This is a genomic window from Lysinibacillus sp. BS3 (assembly GCF_039614735.1).
Lineage (GTDB): Bacteria > Bacillota > Bacilli > Bacillales_A > Planococcaceae > Lysinibacillus > Lysinibacillus capsici.
Genome location: NZ_CP154860.1, coordinates 3,736,260 through 3,755,574 on the forward strand (window position 1 = coordinate 3,736,260; position 19,315 = coordinate 3,755,574).

Genomic DNA, 19,315 nt, shown 5'->3' on the forward strand with positions numbered 1-19,315 from the left:
TAGCATGACAGTGGAACTTAACTTGCCTGTAACAGTACAGGACGTGCGCTCGTTCTCAGAAGCAAATGGTGAACCTACTTGGTTTACAGAACTTCGCGCGGCAGCACTAGACAAAGTAGCTGGTTTAGATTTGCCAAAACCAGATAGAACGAATATTACAAAATGGGATTTCATGAACTTCCAAGTGTTGGCAGTTCATAGTGAGGCATTCCCTTCATTGGATGCTCTACCTGAAGAAGCAAAAGGTTTAATTGACCTTGAAGCACAAGAAAACCTATATATTCAACGTAATAATACACCAGCATATATTAAGGCATCACAAGAACTTGCTGATAAAGGTGTTATTTTTACTGATATTTTCACAGCAGTTCGTGAGCATGGCGAACTTGTACAAAAATACTTTATGACAGAAGCTGTTAAAGTAGATGAGCATAAGTTAACAGCACTTCATACAGCACTTGTTAATGGTGGAGTGTTTGTATACGTACCAAAAAACGTGATCATTGAGCAACCACTTCAAGTTGTTTTCCTTAATGACAATGCGGAAGCTTCATTATATAACCATGTTTTAGTAGTAGCAGAAGCGAATTCAGCAGTAACATATGTGGAAACTTATGTTTCAACAGTTGAAGAGGCAAAAGGGCAAGCGAATATTATTGCGGAAGTCGTTGTTCAAGATAATGCACAGGTGACATATGGTGCAGTAGATGTCCTTGCAAAAGGATTTACGACATATGTTAATCGTCGTGCACGTTTAGCGCGTGACGCAAAAGTTGACTGGGCTCTTGGTCTAATGAATGATTCTGATACAATCTCTGAAAACATTACGCATTTGATTGGTGACGGTTCTCATGCAGATACAAAAACAGTCGTAGTTGGTCGTGGAGAACAAAAACTTAACTTCACTACTGAGGTTCGTCACTGGGGTAAAAACTCAAACGGGCATATCTTAAAGCATGGTGTAATGAAAGATGCAGCTCAGTCAATCTTTAACGGTATTGGCTATATCGAGCATGGTGCGACAAAAGCCGATGCACAACAAGAATCACGTGTATTAATGCTGTCAGAAAAAGCTCGTGGGGATGCAAACCCAATTTTATTAATTGACGAAGATGATGTAACAGCAGGACACGCAGCATCTGTTGGTCGAGTAGATCCATTACAGCTTTATTATTTAATGAGCCGTGGTATCTCGAAAGCAGAAGCAGAGCGCCTTGTTATCCATGGATTCCTTGCGCCAGTTGTTACGCAATTACCAATTGAAGGCGTTCAAAAGCAACTGACGGAGGTTATTGAAAGGAAAGTTCGCTAATGATGAATAAAGACATTAAAAGCTATTTCCCAATTTTAAATCAGGATGTAAATGGTCATAGACTTGTATATCTTGATAGTGCAGCGACGTCTCAGAAGCCTGTTCAAGTGATTGAAGCGATTAAAGCTTATTATGAATTTGATAATTCCAATGTTCACCGTGGCGTGCATACACTAGGAAACCGTGCAACAGATAAATATGAAGGTGCTCGTGAAAAGGTTCGTAAGTTTATTAATGCGCAATCAACACAGGAAATTATTTTTACGCGTGGTACAACAACCGCTTTAAATACAGTTGCGACAAGTTATGGTCGTGCAAATGTTGTTGAGGGTGATGAAATTGTCATTACTCATATGGAGCATCATTCCAATATTATTCCTTGGCAACAATTAGCCAAAGAAAAAAATGCAACTTTAAAATACATTGAGCTTGAAGCAGACGGCACTCTTAGCCTAGAGAAAGTACGTGCGACAGTCACACCTAAAACAAAAATTGTTTCGGTGTCTATGGCATCAAACGTACTTGGAACAATAAATCCAATTAAAGAAATTGCTCAAATTGCACATGCTAATGGTGCTGTCATGGTAGCCGATGGTGCACAAGCTGCGCCACATATGAAAATTGATGTGCAAGATTTGGATGTAGATTTCTTAGGTTTCTCAGGGCATAAAATGTGCGGACCAACTGGAATAGGTGTACTATATGGTAAAAAGGAACACCTTGAAAAGATGGAGCCAATTGAGTTTGGTGGCGAAATGATTGATTTTGTTGGGCTTTATGAGTCAACGTGGAAGGAATTACCGTGGAAATTTGAAGGTGGAACGCCTATTATTGCAGGTGCAATAGGTTTAGGAGCCGCTATTGATTTCTTAACTGATATCGGGTTAGATAACATTCTAGAGCATGAGCATAAGCTTGCAGGCTACGCAATGGATCAACTTGAAACAATTGACGGTTTGAAAATTTTTGGCCCACGTGACCCTATGAAGCGTTGTGGATTAGTAACATTTAATCTAGATGATGTACATCCACATGATGTGGCAACGGTGCTTGACATGAATGGTATTGCTGTTCGTGCAGGACATCATTGTGCACAGCCACTAATGAAATGTCTTCAGCAAGTAGCGACAGCACGAGCAAGCTTCTATCTGTACAATACAGAGGAGGATATTGACCGTTTAGTTGCAGGGTTACGTTCTGCGAAGGAGTATTTTGGCGATGTCTTTTAATAATTTAGATCAACTATACCGTTCAGTCATTATGGATCACTATAAGAATCCTCGCAATAAAGGATCTTTAGATGAGAATGCTGTAACGATCGATATGAATAATCCGACTTGTGGCGACCGTATTCACTTAACATTGAAAGTGACAGACGGTGTTGTAGAGGATGCAAAATTTGATGGTGAAGGCTGTTCTATTTCTATGTCCTCTGCATCAATGATGACACAGCTCATCAAAGGAAAAAAAGTAGAGGAAGCTATTGAGCTTTCTGATATTTTTTCTAAAATGATGATGGGTGAGGAGTACAGCGATAAATATGACCTTGAGGATGTTGAGGCACTGCAAGGTGTTTCACAATTCCCAGCACGAATTAAGTGTGCAACATTGGCTTGGAAAGCAATGGAAAAAGGTGTGAAATAACTCTTACTTCCTTGTTCTTGAGTGAAAGCTACTATGGCTTCACTCAAAGCAAGGGATGATTACCTAGAAAAATACATCAATGAACGGAGGAGAAACGATGGCTAAAAAAATGCCTGATATCGGCGATTACAAATACGGTTTCCATGACAAGGACGTATCAATTTTCCGTTCAAAACGCGGTTTAACTGAAGAAATCGTCCGTGAAATTTCAAATATGAAACAAGAGCCAGAATGGATGCTAGAATACCGTTTAAAAGCTCTTGAAACATTTTATACAAAACCAATGCCACAATGGGGTGGCGATCTTGGGGATTTAGATTTTGATGAAATTACGTACTATGTAAAACCATCAGAAGCTACTCAAAAATCATGGGATGAAGTACCTGATGAAATCAAAGCAACTTTTGATAAATTAGGTATCCCAGAAGCTGAACAAAAATATCTTGCAGGTGTATCTGCACAATATGAGTCTGAGGTAGTTTATCACAACATGAAAAAAGACCTTGAAGATCTTGGTATTGTGTTCAAAGATACTGACTCTGCTCTACGTGAAAACGAAGATATTTTCAAACAATATTGGGGCAAAGTGATTCCTTACACAGACAATAAATTTGCTGCTTTAAACTCAGCAGTATGGTCAGGTGGATCATTTATTTATGTGCCACCAGGTGTTAAAGTAGAAACACCGTTACAAGCTTACTTCCGTATTAACTCAGAAAATATGGGTCAATTCGAACGTACACTTATTATTGTAGATGAAGGCGCTCACGTACACTATGTTGAAGGTTGTACAGCTCCTGTTTACACAACAAACTCTTTACACTCAGCAGTTGTAGAAATTGTTGTTCGTAAAGATGCATATTGCCGTTATACAACAATTCAAAACTGGGCGAACAATGTTTACAATCTTGTAACGAAACGTACAGTTGTAGAAGAAAACGGTACAATGGAATGGATTGATGGTAACATCGGTTCTAAATTAACAATGAAATACCCAGCATGTATCCTAAAAGGTGAAGGTGCTCGTGGTATGACATTATCGATTGCATTAGCAGGTAAAGGACAACACCAACATGCTGGCGCTAAAATGATCCATATGGCACCAAACACATCTTCAACAATCGTTTCTAAATCGATTGCTAAACAAGGTGGTAAGGTAACGTATATGGGACAAGTTCGTTTCGGTCCTAAAGCAAGTGGTGCACGTGCTAACATCGAATGTGATACGCTGATTATGGATAATCAATCGACTTCTGATACAATTCCTTATAACGAGATCTTTAATGATAATGTATCTTTAGAGCACGAAGCAAAAGTTTCAAAAGTATCTGAAGAACAATTATTCTATTTAATGTCTCGCGGAATTTCCGAAGAAGAAGCAACAGAAATGATCGTAATGGGCTTCATCGAGCCATTCACAAAAGAACTACCAATGGAATACGCAGTAGAAATGAACCGTCTGATTAAATTCGAGATGGAAGGTTCTATCGGTTAATTTATTAGCCACCCCTAGTCCCAACATAAATTGTGACTAGGGGTTTTTTGTGTTTTTACGTCGTGAAAGAAAGTGGATAATTATAATATATCGAAATAGTACTGGATTTATTTAAGATTACATACTAAAATGATAATGAGAATCAATATCAATTGAAAAGGGGGATGGTAAATCTAGAAGATGTGCAGTACTTCAATAAGCAAGATGAGATAGTTAATCATCATTCAAAGGAGAATAGGTAAATGAAAAAGAAGTTTTTATTTATTAGTTTCATAGCATTATTTATGCTCATTCTCGCCGCATGTGGAGAGAAGAAGGCAGTAGAAGAGGAATATTCCACTGATACACCAAAAGAAGAAGAAGTGACACAAACAAAAGAAGAATCAACAAATGAAAATGGCACAAGAACGATTGAATATCTTGGTGAAAGCTATGAAGTGCCAGAAAAAGTTGAAAGAATTGTTGTAACAGGAGCTATGGAAGCAATGGAGGATATGGTGGTGCTGGATGTTCACCCAGTTGGAGCTATTGCTATTGGTGGCAAGTTCCCTGAGCTCTATGCTTCTGTAACAGACAAAGCAGAATCTATTGGTGAGAAGATTAAACCAAACTTTGAAAAAATATTAGAATTAAATCCAGATGTCATTTTAGGGTCCACAAAGTTCCCAGAAGAGGTACAAAGTAAATTAGAGAAAATTGCACCTACAATTTTAGTTTCACATATTTCGACGAACTGGGAATCTAATTTGAATTTACTAGCAGAACTAACTGGTAAGCAAGCAGATGCTGAGAAGATCTTATCTACATATAAAGCTGATATTGAAGCTGCTAAGTCCACGTTAACTGAAAAACTACAAGATCAAAAAGTAGCGGCTATTCGTATTCGTGGAGGACAAGCGTATGTTTATCCAAAAGAAGTATTTTTAAATGCAGTTCTATATGGCGAGCTTGGTTTAGCAGTACCTAATGAAGTTGCTAAAGCTAAATCTCAAGAGGCCATTTCTGTAGAACAGCTTGCAGATATGAATCCTGATTATTTATTTGTGCAGTTTTCAACAGATGAAAATGCGGACGCGCCGAATGCTTTAGAAGACTTTAAAAAGAATCCAATCATCCAAAATATTACTGCATTTAAAAATGACCGAGTATTTGTTAATGTACTAGATCCACTAATGGAAGGTGGCCCTGCATATAGCCGAATTAAGTTTTTAGAGGCTATTCAGCAAAATCTTGTGAAATAAACGTCGCCTGTTATAGTAGCATGAGTTCAATGGAATATGGACTCATGCTTTTTCTTTGGCATAATTAAGTGATAAAAGAAGGTATATTTTTTACATGATGTTTATTTGTAGTGACATACTGTGTGCTATGATTATGTACATAGAGGAGGATGTCACATGATTGTAGTAGGATTAACTGGTTGGGGCGATCACCCTTCACTTTATAGTGGAGTGACTACTTCAAAGGATAAATTATTTGATTACACAGGTCATTTTTTAACGGTTGAAGTAGATACTTCTTTTTATGCCATACCAGCCAAAGAGCATGTTCGGAAATGGTGTGAGGATACACCTGAAAACTTCCGTTTTGTTGTGAAAGCTTACCAAGGAATGACGGGTCATTTACGTGGAGAGATTCCCTTTGAATCAAAAAATGATATGTTCAATGCATTTATTGAATGTGCCAATGAATTTAAACGTTATGGAAAGCTAGCCATGGTATTAGCACAATTTCCACCATGGTTTGATTGCCAAGGAAAAAATGTGCAATATTTATTGTATATCCGACAGCAGTTAAAGGATTTTGAAGTAGCGATTGAATTTCGAAATCAAACATGGTATGCAGAAAATGTTGTCAAGCAGACGATAGATTTCTTACGAGAACATCAATTTATCCATACGATTTGTGATGAACCACAGGCTGGTGTAGGATCTGTTCCTTTCTACCCTGTAGTGACTGCAAATAAAGCGTTGATTCGTCTCCATGGTCGCAATATACATGGATGGCGGAACACAGGAAATGCAGAAAATTGGCGTAAAGTTCGCTTCTTATATGATTATAATAAAGAAGAATTACAGCAGCTTGGGGATAGCATGAAAAAGCTTGAACCAGAGGTCAATGAACTCTTCGTTTTATTTAATAATAATTCTGGTAATCATGCAGCGAAAAACGCAAAGGAGCTACAAGGTATGTTGAATATTAACGATGTCGGGTTGGCACCTAAACAATTAAACATGTTTGAAGGGGAACTATAATGGAGTTTATTTTATTAGTCATCATTGCCTTGCTTGCTGGTCTAATTGGCTCATTAGTTGGGCTAGGTGGTGGTGTAGTATTAGTACCAGCAACATTATACATCGGCTTAAATTTAGGAATGATCCCAGATATTACACCACAAAAAGTAGTCGGTTTATCAGTGGTGATGATGATTTTCACGGGACTTGCCTCCACGCTAAGCTATATGAAATCTAAAACGGTGGATTATAAAAGTGGTTTTATATTCTTTATTGGAAGTATTCCAGGAACAATCCTTGGCGCATGGGTCAATAAAGGATTAGATTTACCATCCTTTAATTTATATTTCGGTATTTTACTTATTATTTTATCGATTATTTTGCTTGTGAGAGACAAACTGAAGCCTGTAAAATGGTTTGTAAAAAATGGTATGCAGCAAGAGTTTACTGACTCTGAGGGAAAAACCTATGTATATGGCTATCCCATTTGGTTTGCTATTACATTAACATTTGGTATTGGCTTTGCTTCTGGTTTATTTGGAATAGGTGGCGGCTCCATGATCGTGCCAGCAATGATTATTTTATTCTTATTCCCCCCACATGTCGCGGTGGCAACATCGATGTTTATGGTATTTTTAACGTCCATTGTTAATTCTGCAAGCCATGTTTATTTCGGTCATGTACCCTGGCTTTATACTATTCCAGTTATTCCTGGGGCTTATGTTGGAGCAAAGCTGGGTGCTGCGTTAAATAAGAGGATTAAATCCGATACACTTGTACTAGCTTTAAGGATTATTCTATTATTACTAGGAATTCGATCTATTATAGAAGGCATATTAGCTTAATTTGAAGTGAGGTGGCTTTAATGCTTGAAAAGATCCATATTTTTCACACAAATGATTTGCATAGTCATTTTAAGTATTGGCCACGAATGCAAAGCTATGTGAAAGAAATGCGCAATAAATTAGGGAATATCGGGGAAACAAGCTATTTGTTTGATGTTGGAGATCATTTAGATCGTTCCAACATTTATACAGAAGCAACAGTTGGGAAAGGTAATGTGCGATTGCTAAATGAGGCGGGTTACGATGTGGTGACAATCGGCAACAATGAAGGTATTACATTATCCCATGAAGAGCTCTTCCACTTATATGACAATGCTAATTTTGATGTTGTGGTTGCAAATGTATATGCCTCCCACGGGAAGAAGCCAGCATGGATGAAGCCTTATGTAATCTTAACAACAGCAATGGGTACGAAGATTGGCGTCATTGCAGCCACGGCCATGTTTGAAGTATATTATGAAGAATTAAATTGGCATATGGACGACGCTAGAAGTACACTGCTACGTTTAGCGCATCAACTACGTGAAGAAGTAGACATTGTTGTATGCTTATCCCATTTAGGCATTACAGAGGATGAGCTCTTAGCGGATGAGTGTCCAGAAATTGATGTTATATTCGGCTCTCATACTCATCATGTCCTACCAGAGGGCAAAGTGATTAATGGGGTTTTACTGACAGGTGGAGGTAAGTTTGGCCAATATACTGGACATCTTATCATAGAATATGATAAAAAATTGAGGAAAATTGTTGAAAAAAAGGATACTTTAATTCATAATAAGGATTTGCCAATTGTTAAAAATGAACAGAAAGTGGTACAGTTTTTGGAGGATGAAGGAAACAGAATATTGGATACTCCAGTTTTTACAACAAAGAAAGCCTACAACAAGGAATGGTTCCATTATTCACAGCTATCTGATTTATTTGCACATGCAATTTTGGAAAAAAGCGGAGCGGACTGTGCATTATTCAATGCAGGGATATTTTTAGATGGTCTTCCTAAGGGAATAGTGACTGCCTTAGATTTGCACCGAATTTTTCCACATCCAATTAATTTATGTACAATTGAATTATCCGTCGCTGAAATGAAAGAAATTTATATGCAATCTAAAAATGAAGAATGGCCCTATATCGAACTAAAAGGACTAGGGTTTAGAGGCGTCATTTTTGGAAAAATATTGACATATGGATTTTCCATGAATGAAAATCGGCAATTATTAATTAATGGTAAGCTAGCAGATCAAAATCACATTTATAAACTGGTCACATTGGATCTGTTTACATTTGGTTATTTTTATCCAAGTTTTAAATATGCAAAAAAACAATATATTTTACCTGAATTTTTACGAAACATTATGATAGATTATGGTCAAAGATTCTTTAAACAATAGAGAGAGTTTAAAGAATGGAATGGGGAAGAAGTCATGCGATTAATTTCAATCGATGTATTAAAAGAAGGAATGGTATTAGGAAGAACCATTTGGAATGAGGCAGGTCATCCGCTTTTAAAGAAAGATGTTGTCATTAATGACCGTATTATTCAAAGACTTCAACAGTTAAATACACATTATTTATATATTGACGATGAGATTTCTGAGGGAATAGAAGTAGAAGAGACCGTTCCACCTGCTATGCGAAATAAAGTCATCAAAACTATAAAGGATTCGTTCCAGTCCATTGATGGTTTGAATCCAGTAAATGCTTCTTATATATTAGATCAGCAATCAAAGACAATTGTTTCGATCGTAGATGAATTACTTTCTGCAGTTACTGGAAATAATGAAATTCTAACCATTTTAACAGATGCTTATTTATTTGATGAATATTTATATCAACACTCTTTCCAAGTGACATTGTATTCTATTGCCATTGCCAAAGAACTTGGCTACTCTGCTGAGGATTTACGTTTGATCGGGATAGGTGCATTATTACACGATGTCGGTAAACTAATGGTACCGAAAGATATTTTAACAAAGCCAGGACGTTTAACGAATGATGAGTTTGAAATGATGAAGATGCATGCTCGTTACGGTTTTGATTTATTACGGAATTTACATTCAATCTCTCTGCTTGTGGCGCACTGTGCTTTCCAACACCATGAACGTATTGATGGAAGTGGCTATCCAAGAGGACTTGTTGACTTTGAAATTCATCCATTTGCCAAGATAATTGGTGTTGCAGATGTTTTTGATGCGGTGACAACGAATCGTGTATACCGGGAGAAGATGCTCCCTTCACAAGGACTAGCTATTGTTGAAGCTGGCTCGGGCACTCTTTATGATGCTCGAATTGTAAAAGCTTTAAAAAGAGCTGTTGTTCATTATCCAAATGGTGTTATTTTAAAATTATCAGATGGACGCCGTGGGATTGTATCTAGACAAAACACGTTGGATGCAGCATTACCATGGATTCGTATTTTTGAAGAACAAGATCAATTGCTGGCAGCTACATATGAAATTAATTTAGTGGATTATCCTGATGTAACAATTGAAAATGTTGAGACGGATTATGTGGTTCCCGCAAAAGTAGAATAAATTACTCCTCCTGTTCATACGTTATGGAACAGGAGGAGATTTTTTTGTTTTTCCCTCGAAAAAGAATGAAATTACGCTCATATGGTAGAAGGGGAATGCGTCTTAATAAATTAACGATTTTAATTGTTAGTATGGTTGTTTGCCTTATATTATTTATTTATTATTTAAATGAACGGCTCATGCCAACCTATTTGCAATATGCGGAAGTGCAAACTACGAAGATTGCCTCATATGTTGTGAGTAAAGCCATTAATTCACGTACCTCTAATGTATTAGATGTAAATGATATCATTGAAGATATTCCTCCAGGTACGTCTGAAATGATGACGACTAAGTTTAATACAGAAATCATTAATCGTGTTCGAGCAGAGACATTAGAGCTTGTTAAAATGTATTTGGAGCAAGCTGAACAGGGAGAGCTATCCCATTTACCTGAATTAGATAATGTTGAATATGATATTAACAGGATCCAAGATGGTGATGGCATTGTCTTTTTTGTACCGCTTGGTCAAGCAGCCAATATTCCCTTGCTTGGAAATTTGGGGCCAAAGATCCCGATTCGCTTCCATGTGATTGGGAATGTTCATAGTAATGTGACATCCTCTATTCAAGAATTTGGAATCAATAGTGCTTATGTGGAGGTAGGTATTCATTTAGAGGTAAATGTTCAGATTATTGTTCCTTTCGCTAGTAAATCTTCTACCGTTGCACAGGATATACCTGTAGCGATGGGCCTAACAAGGGGACCTGTTCCAAACATTTATACCAATAGTAGTGACGCGCCACAACCGTCCATAGAAATACCTGTCCCTTATAAATAGAAATGTTTGTTGTGATAGTTGTTGGAGTGCCTTTAATATGTTACATTGACAACAGTGAAGATAGTTAATATTAAAAAATGTATATTTTTGATAGGGGCGATATTCGTATGACATCTTGTAAACCTACAAGTAAAGAAGAACATGTAAGAAAACCAGATTGGCTAAAAATAAAACTAAACACGAATGATGAATATAAAGGGCTTAAAAAGCTGATGCGTGAGAAAAATCTGCATACAGTATGTGAAGAAGCTCGTTGTCCAAACATCCATGAATGCTGGGGAGAGAGACGTACTGCTACCATGATGATTCTTGGTTCCGTTTGTACACGTGCTTGTCGTTTCTGTGCAGTGAAAACAGGTTTACCAAATGAACTAGATTTGGCAGAACCAGAGCGCGTTGCAGATTCAGTAGCCATTATGAATTTAAAGCACGTTGTTATTACAATGGTCGCACGTGACGATTTAAAGGATGGCGGAGCGCAAGTTTTAGCAGAAACAGTACGTGCAATTCGTCGTAAAAGTCCTTTCACATCTGTTGAGGTATTGCCATCAGATTTAGGCGGGATGAAGGAGAACCTTCAAATGTTAATGGATGCAAAACCAGATATTTTAAATCATAATATTGAAACAGTACGCCGTTTAACACCTAGAGTGCGCGCTCGTGCAAAATACGAACGCTCTTTAGAGTTCCTGCGTTTAGCTAAAGAGATGCAGCCTGAAATTCCAACGAAATCATCACTAATGATTGGATTAGGCGAAACACATGAAGAAATTTTAGAAGTCATGGACGATTTACGTGCAAATAATGTAGATATTATGACGATCGGTCAATATTTACAGCCAACGAAAAAGCATTTACCAGTTAAAAAATACTATTCACCAATAGAATTTGGTAAACTGCGTAAGATTGCCATGGAGAAAGGCTTTAAGCATTGTGAGGCTGGCCCACTTGTACGTAGTAGTTATCATGCAGACGAACAAGTAAATGCTGCAACGAAAGAACGTCAATTACAAGCGGAAGTGTAAACGTCAAGGCTGAACGAAAAGGGTGGTGTCACTTTGATCATAGTTGAAGGATTAGAATATGAACTAATAGAAGATTATCGCGAGGCCTTTCAGGAGGAAGTTTTTCAGGAAAGATACTCAGATATCTTAGCCAGATACGATTATATTGTAGGTGATTGGGGCTATAACCAGTTACGTTTAAAGGGGTTTTTTGATGATAAAAATCAAAAATCCACTTTTGATACAAAAATAAGTACGCTTCAAGATTATCTATACGAATACTGTAATTTTGGCTGTGCTTATTTCGTATTACGTAAATTGGGGAAAGTTATGAAACAGCCAGAAGTAGTGGATATGAGTGAAGTAACAAAGCCAACAGACCATGAACCTTTAGCAGAATAAACTCTTATACAAAAACCTGATGTGATAGGCATCAGGTTTTTTTTCATGATTGTTAGCTTTTGTGTAATTGGGGAAAACTAAAGCACAAAACAGCTTATCGAAGGTGTGTTGCAAATGAAAAGAGCCGTATTTTTAGATCGTGATGGTGTTATCAATGAAGTACTGACCAATCGTGTGAAGTTTGTGAATAAGCCTAAGGATTTGTACTTTTTACCGCAAGTGCCTGAAGCAATCAGAAAGCTAAATAAGCATTTTGATTATGTGTTTGTCGTGACAAATCAAGGTGGGGTTGGTTTAGGCTTTATGAAGGAAAGTGGCTTACAGAAAATACATGAACATATGGTGAAGGAGCTAGAGAAAAAAGGGGCAGTAATCCATGAAGTCGTTTATTGTCCGCACAAACCTAAGTCAGGTTGTGCCTGCCGCAAGCCCAATAGCAAATTAATTGTGGATTTAGGAAAGAAATATAACATTGATTTATCAAAATCCTATATGGTTGGCGATACAGATACGGATATTATTGCAGGAAAACGGGCAGGAACAAAGGGTGTTTTCCTAGGAGAACAAGATCCATTAGCAGATGCTGTCTTTCCAGATTTAATAAGCGCTGCCCAGTGGATTATTAAGGATGTCACAGCTTAAATGTATTGAGAAAAAGGGCGTATAAATCATTAAAAAAGGGATAATTTATGAATGGAGGTGATGATGTTGGCAAAAGAAAACCGCAATAAAAAGCCATTAGATCGAGAGGAATATGGGTATGGTTTTGATATTAGTGTAGACGATTTAGCTGTGATTGGTCAAAATCAGCAAGCGAAAAAGCAAAATGATAATGAAAATAAAGACAAGCCCCATAATAAAGATAATCCATCCACTTTAAATAAATAACAATACGTAAAAAGATTTCGCAATCGCTCAGGGTTAGCGAAATTTTTTTATGTTATATAAAAAAACACCCAATAAAATGGGTGTTAGTTCAATAATTCACGCAAGTATTCCCGTAATTCGATTGTTTCTTCCTCTGTGCGATTGTACACATGTTCTAAGTAACCAGGCTCTTCTACATCATCAGGACCAATAATAGCAAAGCGACCGAACTGGATATCCATGACAAGCACTTTTCCAAAGAAGCGGCCAGATTGTAATATAGCTAAATCATAACGTAGCTTTTGTCCAGCAAAACTAACAAATCTTGTTTTCGTATCTTCTACATCATCATATAAAAAAAAACGTTCCATCTTTTAATCTCCTTCCAATCCTATAGTTATGGTACTATAGAAGAGAAAAGACTATCAACTTTTAAAGATTTGAATGGGGGCTTTCCTTGTGTATTTTGTAGATCGTAATAAAATCACAAAAAATTTACAGTACTTAGATGGGCTATTAACTATTTTGGAGACAGAGGATAACTGGCTTCAGAATGATATAAAGAAATTAGCTATCGAGCGAATTGGACACAACATTATGGAGTCAATGATGGATGTAGGAAATTTAATGATTGACGGTTTCATTATGCGCGATCCAGGAAGCTACGAGGATATTATTGATATTTTAGTCGATGAAAAAGTTGTAGCTGCTGATTTGGAAGCACCATACAAAGCAGTTGTTGGCTTACGTAAAATGCTAGTGCGTGAGTTTATAGAGGTAGATATCCAAGAGGTTATCCATGTACTAACAGCTAATCTAACGGCTTTAAAGCAGTTCTCGCCAGCAGTTCATAATTATTTAACAAATGAATTAGGACCTGTTTCAGCATTTTTGCCAGAGGATCATCAATGAAACAATATAAGGCCTATTGCTTTGATTTAGATGGTACTGTCTACCGTGGGAAGGAAGGTATTCCTTCTGCGGTAGCTTTTATTCATCGTTTACAGCAAGCAGGAATTGAGCCATTCTATGTAACGAATAATTCTTCGAAGACGCGAGAACAACTGCAAGAAGCTTTACTGTCTATTGGCGTGAACGCGCCATTAGAGCATATTTATTCAAGTGCATTGGTCACAGCAAAGTATGTGGCCCTACATTTTCCAAGCAAAAAGGTAGCGATGATGGGTACAGATGGTATTCGTCAGGCACTACTCAATGAAAATATTGTGCCTGTTGAGGATGAGCCCGATGTATTTGTTATGGGGATTGATCGTACGCTTGATTATATGGCACTTGCTAGGGCAACGGTTTTTGTTCAGCAAGGAGCGACCTTTATTGCCACGAATCAGGATATTAAATTCCCAACAGAATATGGGTTCTTACCAGGCAATGGTTCTTTTGCACGCTTGGTAGGAGAAGTTGCAGATGTTGAACCAATCTATATTGGTAAGCCATCGCCAGCCATGCTGGAAGTAATTGCGACCGAACATGGAATTGCGAAAGAAGACATGGTAATGATCGGTGATAATTATGATACGGACATTATGTGTGGCATTCGATTTGGCTGTGACACCATTCATGTGAATACTGGGGTGACGCCTACAAAGATTGTCCTCGAAAAAGAATGCCAACCTACATATGTAGTGGACGTACTAAAGTAATAAAAGGATGTTTATGCTAATTTTCAGCATAACATCCTTTTTATTTGTTCAAATTTATTCATATAGGTATTTTAGAAAACTACCATAAAGGATTTTCTTCAATAAATTGATAAATGGCTTTCGTTAATTCATCAGGAGAATCTGCTTCTACTAATTCACCGTTTACTATTGCATAAAAGGATTCTGAGCACTTTGTACAATAACTGAGGCAGCCATATTCCAAAACGTCGATGTTTGGATCGCGTTCGAGTACTTCATAAGTTGCTTGAGAGCCATTTGCTAAATTACTTATACAAAATTCAACCATTGGATTCATCCATGTCACCTCACCAAAGTAATGCTACTCGGTTTTACGATTTTCGTCAATTATTTATGTTTAAGAGAAAAGAAACGTTTTTTAATAAAAGATAAAGGGAATTTGTTATTAATGGCTTAAAAATCAATAGAAATGAACAGGTTCTCGTTTATTTTGTGAAATCTTTCACAAAATTTCATTCTGATATTGTGAAACTTCTCACAATCGGTTATACTCGTTTGTGGATACTTTGTGAACAATTATTAAAAGAGATATAAAAGGAGACTATTATGGGAAAATTAGTACTTTTAGGTGGCGGCTACGGCAATATGCGTGTCATGCTTCGTCTATTAAACAGCCTACCATTAGACAGAGAGGTAGTTATAGTAGATAGAGCCCCTTTCCATAGTTTAAAAACAGAGTTTTATGCATTGGCGGCAGGGACAGCAACAGATAAAGAAATTCGTGTAAGCTTCCCAGAGCATGAACGTTTAACAGCCGTATATGGAGAAGTCGTTGAAATTAATCGTGCGGAAAAAGTAGTCATTCTTGAAGACGGACAACGTATAGAATATGATGATTTAGTCATTGGGCTTGGCTGTGAAGATAAATATCATGGTGTACCAGGTGCGGAAGAGTATACGTACAGCATTCAAACAATGGGTAAATCACGTGCAACATTCCAAGCACTTTGTGGGTTACCAGCTGGGTCTACAGTTGGAATTATAGGGGCTGGCCTAAGTGGAATTGAGCTTGCAAGTGAGCTACGTGAAAGTCGCTCAGATTTAAAAATCAAGCTATTTGACCGTGGTCAACGTATATTGAAAGATTTTCCAGAAAAACTAAGTAAGTATGTAAAGGATTGGTTTGTTAAGCATAATGTTGATGTGGTTGCCAATTCAAATATTACAAGAGTAGAGCCAGGTAAAATTTTTAATCATGATGATGAAATTTTACTCGATGCAGTGGTTTGGACTGCAGGTGTCCAGCCAGTCAAAATTGTGCGTGATATGGATGTTGAGAAAGATAAACATGACCGTCCACTTGTCACACAGTATTTTAATTTACTCGATGATGAACATGTCTATGTTGTAGGAGATTGTGCTTCATCAGATTTAGCCCCAACAGCACAATTAGCAGAGGAACAAGCGGAGCAAATTGTGAAAGTACTTCGTATGCGTTGGAAAGGTGAACATTTACCAGAGAAGATGCCAGATATTAAATTAAAAGGCTTTATGGGAGCTCTTGGTAAAAAACAAGGCTTTGTATACTTAGCTGATACAACAGTAACTGGGCGTATCGCTCGCTTAATGAAATCAGGATTATTATGGTATTACAAACGTCAAAATGATTAATTAGCTGAAAGGGATTGTTTCAAAAATCATTTTGAAACAATCCCTTTATTTTTATTAAACCGTTTCGTCTGGGACAAACCCTAAATTTTCAAGGGCCGTAAATACAGGCTTTAATTGGACATAGCCCTCTCCAACTACCTCATTGTTAATGAGGACAAGGGGGTAGAAAAATTCATCGTCTTGAATACGTGACGCATACTCTTGGTCGCGTTCATTCTCAATTGGACCTTCAATATCGATATAGCGAATATCATATGCTTGATCTGGATATTTGCGATTGATGGCTGCTTGTAGCCACTCATATGTATCCTTGGAAGATGGGGCATTGACACAACTAGCACAGATGACAGCTGTTCCATAAATTTCAATCATAGGTTTTGTTGATGGCATAGTATTTTCTCTCCTTGTGATTCAATATTGGATTTTTTCTGTTGCTAACATTATAATCATTATAAGGAAAGGAGTCGAGATAAATGGCAGAAGCAACAATTAACGACCAAGTTCAAGAGGTATTAGATAAATTACGTCCATTCTTACTACGTGACGGTGGAGACTGTGAATTAGTAGATGTTGAGGATGGCGTTGTGAAATTACGTTTATTAGGTGCTTGTGGCAGTTGCCCAAGTTCTACGATTACATTAAAAGCTGGTATTGAACGAGCATTATTAGAAGAAGTACCAGGTATCGTGGAAGTAGAGCAAGTATTCTAAGCCTTTTTAAAAAGTTCTAGCTGTTTGCAAGCTAGAACTTTTTTATTTACCTATTTATGACGCGCATGTTCTTTTTCTTCACGAATAATGGCCCACTGTTCTTTCGCCATATCTATAATTTTTGCCTCACCACCGACACTTTGTTTTTCAATGACTCTAGAAAAGAAGCGTGTCGCATTTTCAATATCTCCAATACGTCTAGATAATTCAGCAATCATATACATAATTCGGACAGCTGACATTTGTGTAGAGCTGTAGTCCTCGGTAGAATAAGATTCCATATAATAATCACGTGCTAATTTCATAAAGCGCTCTTCTTGTCCACTATTGTTTAAGGAACGATAAAGCCATGCAAGACGTAGAGTTAGTCCAGCAATCGCTACATTTTTTTCTTTTTTAATCGTGCCACAAAGAAACGCTAACTTATAGGCTTGAATCGCTTGAAATACGGTACGTTCACCCTTGAAATCATGATGCACCCATTTTTCTGTAATTTGTGTACGTATATCATCTTGGATACCCGGTGCAAAATATTTTGTAAAGTCTTCTGTAAAGGAAAAGCCACAATGTTCACATACAAAAACATTATAATAGAGAGCATTCACTTCATCTGCATAAATAGGTTGAAAATCTGTTTCCGTATGATCTACTTTAATAAATTTTGAACGCACTTTTAATGTTGGAAATTCTTTTTTGCAATTTAAACATTGAATTTTTTTCTCATAATATGGTGAAATCTCCATATATATTACCCCCTGCCAAGAATTCGTTGTAACTATTATACCAATGATGTTTTTATTAACATGAATAAAAAATACTATTAATGTGAAAAATATGAGAATTATAACTTATAATCGACTTGAAGCTGAATGTTTGTCATACAATGGTCAAAATTGTTATGATAATACGTAAGAAGGAAGGTGATTGGGATGACAAGTACAAAGCAAATTATAGAAGTGACACAGGCTGCTGGCTTTCATATTAATGAAATGATGGAGCATAATGAAGAACAAGGTTCTTTTTTACGTGTAGTGGTGAATGGTGGCGGCTGTAGCGGGCTATCCTATGGCATGCATTTTGATAAAGAGAAAAAAGATGATGATTTTGAAGATGTTCAGCATGGTTTAACAATTCTTGTTTCCCGTGAAGATGCGCCGATTTTGATGGGAACAAAAATTGACTATAAACAATCGCTAATGGGCGGTGGCTTCACAATCGATAATCCAAATGCCATTGCATCATGTGGCTGCGGTACGTCTTTCAGAACAGCAAAGCGTGAAGGTACACCTGAGGTTTGTGAGTAAAAGTAAATAAATCCATTCGAATAATGGGCTAACAATAATAGGCTTCTTTGATTGATGATGTTGCAAAACATGATGAATGAAAGGAGCTTTTTTCTTTCTTTTTATTTTCCCGTTTGTAAGTAACTATGTTAAAAATCATCTGACACTTCCAACAAATTTTTATGACCTTATTTAGTGAAATTCAAGGCAATGTATAATAGCTTCTTTCATTGAGGTTGAATGAAAGAAGCATTTTCACTGTGGATTAACTGTAAAATTCAGAATAAATGCTTCATTCCATAGAAAGTGAGCAGGTATAATAGGTAGATAGAGGTGAAGGTTATGAGAAAAGATCGAGGGAAAATATGGTTGGGTGTATCAGGAGTTACGGTGAATGAGCTTGGACAATGGTTAGTTGTGAAAAAGGCTTATAGCGGATTGAAAGGACGTTGGTCATTGCCAGCAGGTTTTGTTAATGCAGGAGAAACGGTAGATGAGGCGGTCATTCGTGAAATCAAAGAAGAAACAGGCATCGATTGTAGAGTCTCAGGCTTAATTGGATTTAGAACAGGTGTCATCCGTGATGACATCAGTGATAATATGGCCATTTTTTATTGTCGAATGCTAGATGAGCAGCAGCAGGTTTCCATTCAAGAAAAAGAAATTTTAGAAGCTAAATGGTTGTATCCACAGGAACTAGCACAAGATGAAACAACCTCTGTGATGTTAAAGGAAATGGCTTCCAATCAATTTGAAAGACATCAATTAGAGGCGATAGAAGGGATTAATCCTGGTGATATTTTTGGTTATACCTCTTATCGTTTATTCTTTAAAAAATAATATGACTTTTAGGAGG

At 37.1% G+C, this 19,315-nt stretch carries 24 protein-coding genes; 20 read left to right on the top strand and 4 right to left on the bottom strand.

The window, feature by feature from the left end:
* The first annotated feature begins 4 nt into the window (after positions 1-4).
* The 14 genes from sufD to AAJG31_RS18480 all read left to right on the top strand — a co-directional run bounded on the left by sufD (position 5) and on the right by AAJG31_RS18480 (position 13,176).
* Positions 5-1,312, top strand: coding sequence for a Fe-S cluster assembly protein SufD (gene sufD, locus AAJG31_RS18415; RefSeq protein ID WP_279495920.1), 1,308 nt, complete (start codon positions 5-7; stop codon positions 1,310-1,312).
* Positions 1,312-2,541, top strand: a complete 1,230-nt coding sequence (locus tag AAJG31_RS18420; RefSeq protein ID WP_048394396.1) for a cysteine desulfurase — start codon at positions 1,312-1,314, stop codon at positions 2,539-2,541. Before sufD ends, AAJG31_RS18420 begins: the two co-directional genes overlap by 1 nt.
* Positions 2,531-2,956 (top strand): Fe-S cluster assembly sulfur transfer protein SufU, encoded by a 426-nt coding sequence (gene sufU / locus AAJG31_RS18425; RefSeq protein ID WP_016993621.1) that lies wholly within the window; start codon positions 2,531-2,533, stop codon positions 2,954-2,956. The genes AAJG31_RS18420 and sufU overlap by 11 nt, the downstream gene beginning before the upstream one ends.
* 97 nt (positions 2,957-3,053) lie before the next feature.
* Positions 3,054-4,451, top strand: coding sequence for a Fe-S cluster assembly protein SufB (gene sufB, locus AAJG31_RS18430; RefSeq protein ID WP_016993620.1), 1,398 nt, complete (start codon positions 3,054-3,056; stop codon positions 4,449-4,451).
* Positions 4,452-4,693: 242 nt separating this feature from the next.
* Complete coding sequence (locus tag AAJG31_RS18435; protein ID WP_259949611.1) at positions 4,694-5,692, top strand: ABC transporter substrate-binding protein; 999 nt, start codon at positions 4,694-4,696, stop codon at positions 5,690-5,692.
* A 156-nt stretch (positions 5,693-5,848) separates the two neighbouring features.
* A complete protein-coding gene (locus AAJG31_RS18440) occupies positions 5,849-6,706 on the top strand; it encodes a DUF72 domain-containing protein (RefSeq protein ID WP_054549447.1) in 858 nt (285 codons plus the stop codon).
* Positions 6,706-7,530 carry a sulfite exporter TauE/SafE family protein gene (locus AAJG31_RS18445; protein WP_054549446.1) on the top strand — a complete coding sequence of 275 codons (825 nt, stop codon included), beginning with the start codon at positions 6,706-6,708 and terminating at the stop codon, positions 7,528-7,530. Before AAJG31_RS18440 ends, AAJG31_RS18445 begins: the two co-directional genes overlap by 1 nt.
* A gap of 20 nt (positions 7,531-7,550) precedes the next feature.
* Positions 7,551-8,918, top strand: coding sequence for a bifunctional UDP-sugar hydrolase/5'-nucleotidase (locus AAJG31_RS18450; RefSeq protein ID WP_048394403.1), 1,368 nt, complete (start codon positions 7,551-7,553; stop codon positions 8,916-8,918).
* A 33-nt stretch (positions 8,919-8,951) separates the two neighbouring features.
* A complete protein-coding gene (locus AAJG31_RS18455; RefSeq protein ID WP_066038192.1) occupies positions 8,952-10,061 on the top strand; it encodes an HD-GYP domain-containing protein in 1,110 nt (369 codons plus the stop codon).
* Positions 10,062-10,084: 23 nt separating this feature from the next.
* Positions 10,085-10,882 carry a sporulation protein YunB gene (yunB, locus tag AAJG31_RS18460; protein ID WP_048394406.1) on the top strand — a complete coding sequence of 266 codons (798 nt, stop codon included), beginning with the start codon at positions 10,085-10,087 and terminating at the stop codon, positions 10,880-10,882.
* A 107-nt stretch (positions 10,883-10,989) separates the two neighbouring features.
* Positions 10,990-11,907 carry a lipoyl synthase gene (gene lipA / locus AAJG31_RS18465; protein ID WP_004228269.1) on the top strand — a complete coding sequence of 306 codons (918 nt, stop codon included), beginning with the start codon at positions 10,990-10,992 and terminating at the stop codon, positions 11,905-11,907.
* 33 nt (positions 11,908-11,940) lie between these two features.
* The gene (locus tag AAJG31_RS18470) at positions 11,941-12,288 is read left to right on the top strand and encodes a YutD family protein (RefSeq protein WP_004228271.1); all 348 of its coding nucleotides are present in this window, start codon (positions 11,941-11,943) and stop codon (positions 12,286-12,288) included.
* A gap of 114 nt (positions 12,289-12,402) precedes the next feature.
* Entirely contained in the window at positions 12,403-12,930 is a 528-nt protein-coding gene (locus AAJG31_RS18475) for an HAD family hydrolase (RefSeq protein ID WP_279495904.1), read from the top strand.
* Between the two features lie 51 nt (positions 12,931-12,981).
* Entirely contained in the window at positions 12,982-13,176 is a 195-nt protein-coding gene (locus AAJG31_RS18480) for a hypothetical protein (protein WP_279495903.1), read from the top strand.
* A gap of 83 nt (positions 13,177-13,259) precedes the next feature.
* Here AAJG31_RS18480 and AAJG31_RS18485 read toward each other — a convergent pair whose 3' ends face one another.
* Positions 13,260-13,526, bottom strand: coding sequence for a DUF3055 domain-containing protein (locus AAJG31_RS18485; protein ID WP_009371988.1), 267 nt, complete (start codon positions 13,524-13,526; stop codon positions 13,260-13,262).
* An 88-nt stretch (positions 13,527-13,614) separates the two neighbouring features.
* Here AAJG31_RS18485 and AAJG31_RS18490 point away from each other — a divergent pair, with 88 nt between their 5' ends.
* Positions 13,615-14,067: a DUF86 domain-containing protein gene (locus tag AAJG31_RS18490; RefSeq protein WP_009371987.1), complete on the top strand. Its 453-nt coding sequence runs from the start codon at positions 13,615-13,617 to the stop codon at positions 14,065-14,067.
* Entirely contained in the window at positions 14,064-14,816 is a 753-nt protein-coding gene (locus AAJG31_RS18495; RefSeq protein WP_066038189.1) for a TIGR01457 family HAD-type hydrolase, read from the top strand. The genes AAJG31_RS18490 and AAJG31_RS18495 overlap by 4 nt, the downstream gene beginning before the upstream one ends.
* Positions 14,817-14,895: 79 nt before the next feature.
* Here AAJG31_RS18495 and AAJG31_RS18500 read toward each other — a convergent pair whose 3' ends face one another.
* A complete protein-coding gene (locus tag AAJG31_RS18500; protein ID WP_004228286.1) occupies positions 14,896-15,132 on the bottom strand; it encodes a YuzB family protein in 237 nt (78 codons plus the stop codon).
* 269 nt (positions 15,133-15,401) lie between these two features.
* Between AAJG31_RS18500 and AAJG31_RS18505 the strand changes: the two genes are divergently transcribed.
* Positions 15,402-16,466: an NAD(P)/FAD-dependent oxidoreductase gene (locus AAJG31_RS18505; protein WP_004228288.1), complete on the top strand. Its 1,065-nt coding sequence runs from the start codon at positions 15,402-15,404 to the stop codon at positions 16,464-16,466.
* Positions 16,467-16,520: 54 nt separating this feature from the next.
* Here AAJG31_RS18505 and AAJG31_RS18510 read toward each other — a convergent pair whose 3' ends face one another.
* Positions 16,521-16,856, bottom strand: a complete 336-nt coding sequence (locus AAJG31_RS18510) for a YuzD family protein (RefSeq protein ID WP_054549443.1) — start codon at positions 16,854-16,856, stop codon at positions 16,521-16,523.
* An 83-nt stretch (positions 16,857-16,939) separates the two neighbouring features.
* On the opposite strand from AAJG31_RS18510, the gene AAJG31_RS18515 reads away from it, so the two are divergent.
* A complete protein-coding gene (locus AAJG31_RS18515) occupies positions 16,940-17,176 on the top strand; it encodes a NifU family protein (protein WP_004228295.1) in 237 nt (78 codons plus the stop codon).
* A gap of 50 nt (positions 17,177-17,226) precedes the next feature.
* Here AAJG31_RS18515 and AAJG31_RS18520 read toward each other — a convergent pair whose 3' ends face one another.
* Entirely contained in the window at positions 17,227-17,919 is a 693-nt protein-coding gene (locus tag AAJG31_RS18520) for a DUF2225 domain-containing protein (protein ID WP_048394419.1), read from the bottom strand.
* Between the two features lie 186 nt (positions 17,920-18,105).
* Here AAJG31_RS18520 and AAJG31_RS18525 point away from each other — a divergent pair, with 186 nt between their 5' ends.
* Together AAJG31_RS18525 and AAJG31_RS18530 are read left to right on the top strand one after the other, a co-directional pair.
* Positions 18,106-18,480, top strand: a complete 375-nt coding sequence (locus AAJG31_RS18525; RefSeq protein WP_048394421.1) for an iron-sulfur cluster assembly accessory protein — start codon at positions 18,106-18,108, stop codon at positions 18,478-18,480.
* A gap of 321 nt (positions 18,481-18,801) precedes the next feature.
* Positions 18,802-19,299, top strand: coding sequence for an NUDIX hydrolase (locus tag AAJG31_RS18530; RefSeq protein WP_036078588.1), 498 nt, complete (start codon positions 18,802-18,804; stop codon positions 19,297-19,299).
* The last annotated feature ends 16 nt before the right edge of the window (positions 19,300-19,315 follow it).

Coding starts and splice junctions, on each gene's coding strand:
- yunB (WP_048394406.1), top strand. CDS start 10,085: ATGGAACAGGAGGAGATTTTTTTGTTTTTCCCTCGAAAAAGAATGAAA.
- AAJG31_RS18530 (WP_036078588.1), top strand. CDS start 18,802: ATGAGAAAAGATCGAGGGAAAATATGGTTGGGTGTATCAGGAGTTACG.
- AAJG31_RS18495 (WP_066038189.1), top strand. CDS start 14,064: ATGAAACAATATAAGGCCTATTGCTTTGATTTAGATGGTACTGTCTAC.
- AAJG31_RS18505 (WP_004228288.1), top strand. CDS start 15,402: ATGGGAAAATTAGTACTTTTAGGTGGCGGCTACGGCAATATGCGTGTC.
- AAJG31_RS18435 (WP_259949611.1), top strand. CDS start 4,694: ATGAAAAAGAAGTTTTTATTTATTAGTTTCATAGCATTATTTATGCTC.
- AAJG31_RS18420 (WP_048394396.1), top strand. CDS start 1,312: ATGATGAATAAAGACATTAAAAGCTATTTCCCAATTTTAAATCAGGAT.
- AAJG31_RS18450 (WP_048394403.1), top strand. CDS start 7,551: ATGCTTGAAAAGATCCATATTTTTCACACAAATGATTTGCATAGTCAT.
- AAJG31_RS18480 (WP_279495903.1), top strand. CDS start 12,982: ATGGAGGTGATGATGTTGGCAAAAGAAAACCGCAATAAAAAGCCATTA.
- sufB (WP_016993620.1), top strand. CDS start 3,054: ATGGCTAAAAAAATGCCTGATATCGGCGATTACAAATACGGTTTCCAT.
- AAJG31_RS18525 (WP_048394421.1), top strand. CDS start 18,106: ATGACAAGTACAAAGCAAATTATAGAAGTGACACAGGCTGCTGGCTTT.
- AAJG31_RS18510 (WP_054549443.1), bottom strand. CDS start 16,856: ATGCCATCAACAAAACCTATGATTGAAATTTATGGAACAGCTGTCATC.
- AAJG31_RS18520 (WP_048394419.1), bottom strand. CDS start 17,919: ATGGAGATTTCACCATATTATGAGAAAAAAATTCAATGTTTAAATTGC.
- AAJG31_RS18500 (WP_004228286.1), bottom strand. CDS start 15,132: ATGAATCCAATGGTTGAATTTTGTATAAGTAATTTAGCAAATGGCTCT.
- AAJG31_RS18455 (WP_066038192.1), top strand. CDS start 8,952: ATGCGATTAATTTCAATCGATGTATTAAAAGAAGGAATGGTATTAGGA.
- sufD (WP_279495920.1), top strand. CDS start 5: ATGACAGTGGAACTTAACTTGCCTGTAACAGTACAGGACGTGCGCTCG.
- lipA (WP_004228269.1), top strand. CDS start 10,990: ATGACATCTTGTAAACCTACAAGTAAAGAAGAACATGTAAGAAAACCA.
- AAJG31_RS18475 (WP_279495904.1), top strand. CDS start 12,403: ATGAAAAGAGCCGTATTTTTAGATCGTGATGGTGTTATCAATGAAGTA.
- AAJG31_RS18485 (WP_009371988.1), bottom strand. CDS start 13,526: ATGGAACGTTTTTTTTTATATGATGATGTAGAAGATACGAAAACAAGA.
- AAJG31_RS18515 (WP_004228295.1), top strand. CDS start 16,940: ATGGCAGAAGCAACAATTAACGACCAAGTTCAAGAGGTATTAGATAAA.
- AAJG31_RS18440 (WP_054549447.1), top strand. CDS start 5,849: ATGATTGTAGTAGGATTAACTGGTTGGGGCGATCACCCTTCACTTTAT.
- AAJG31_RS18445 (WP_054549446.1), top strand. CDS start 6,706: ATGGAGTTTATTTTATTAGTCATCATTGCCTTGCTTGCTGGTCTAATT.
- sufU (WP_016993621.1), top strand. CDS start 2,531: ATGTCTTTTAATAATTTAGATCAACTATACCGTTCAGTCATTATGGAT.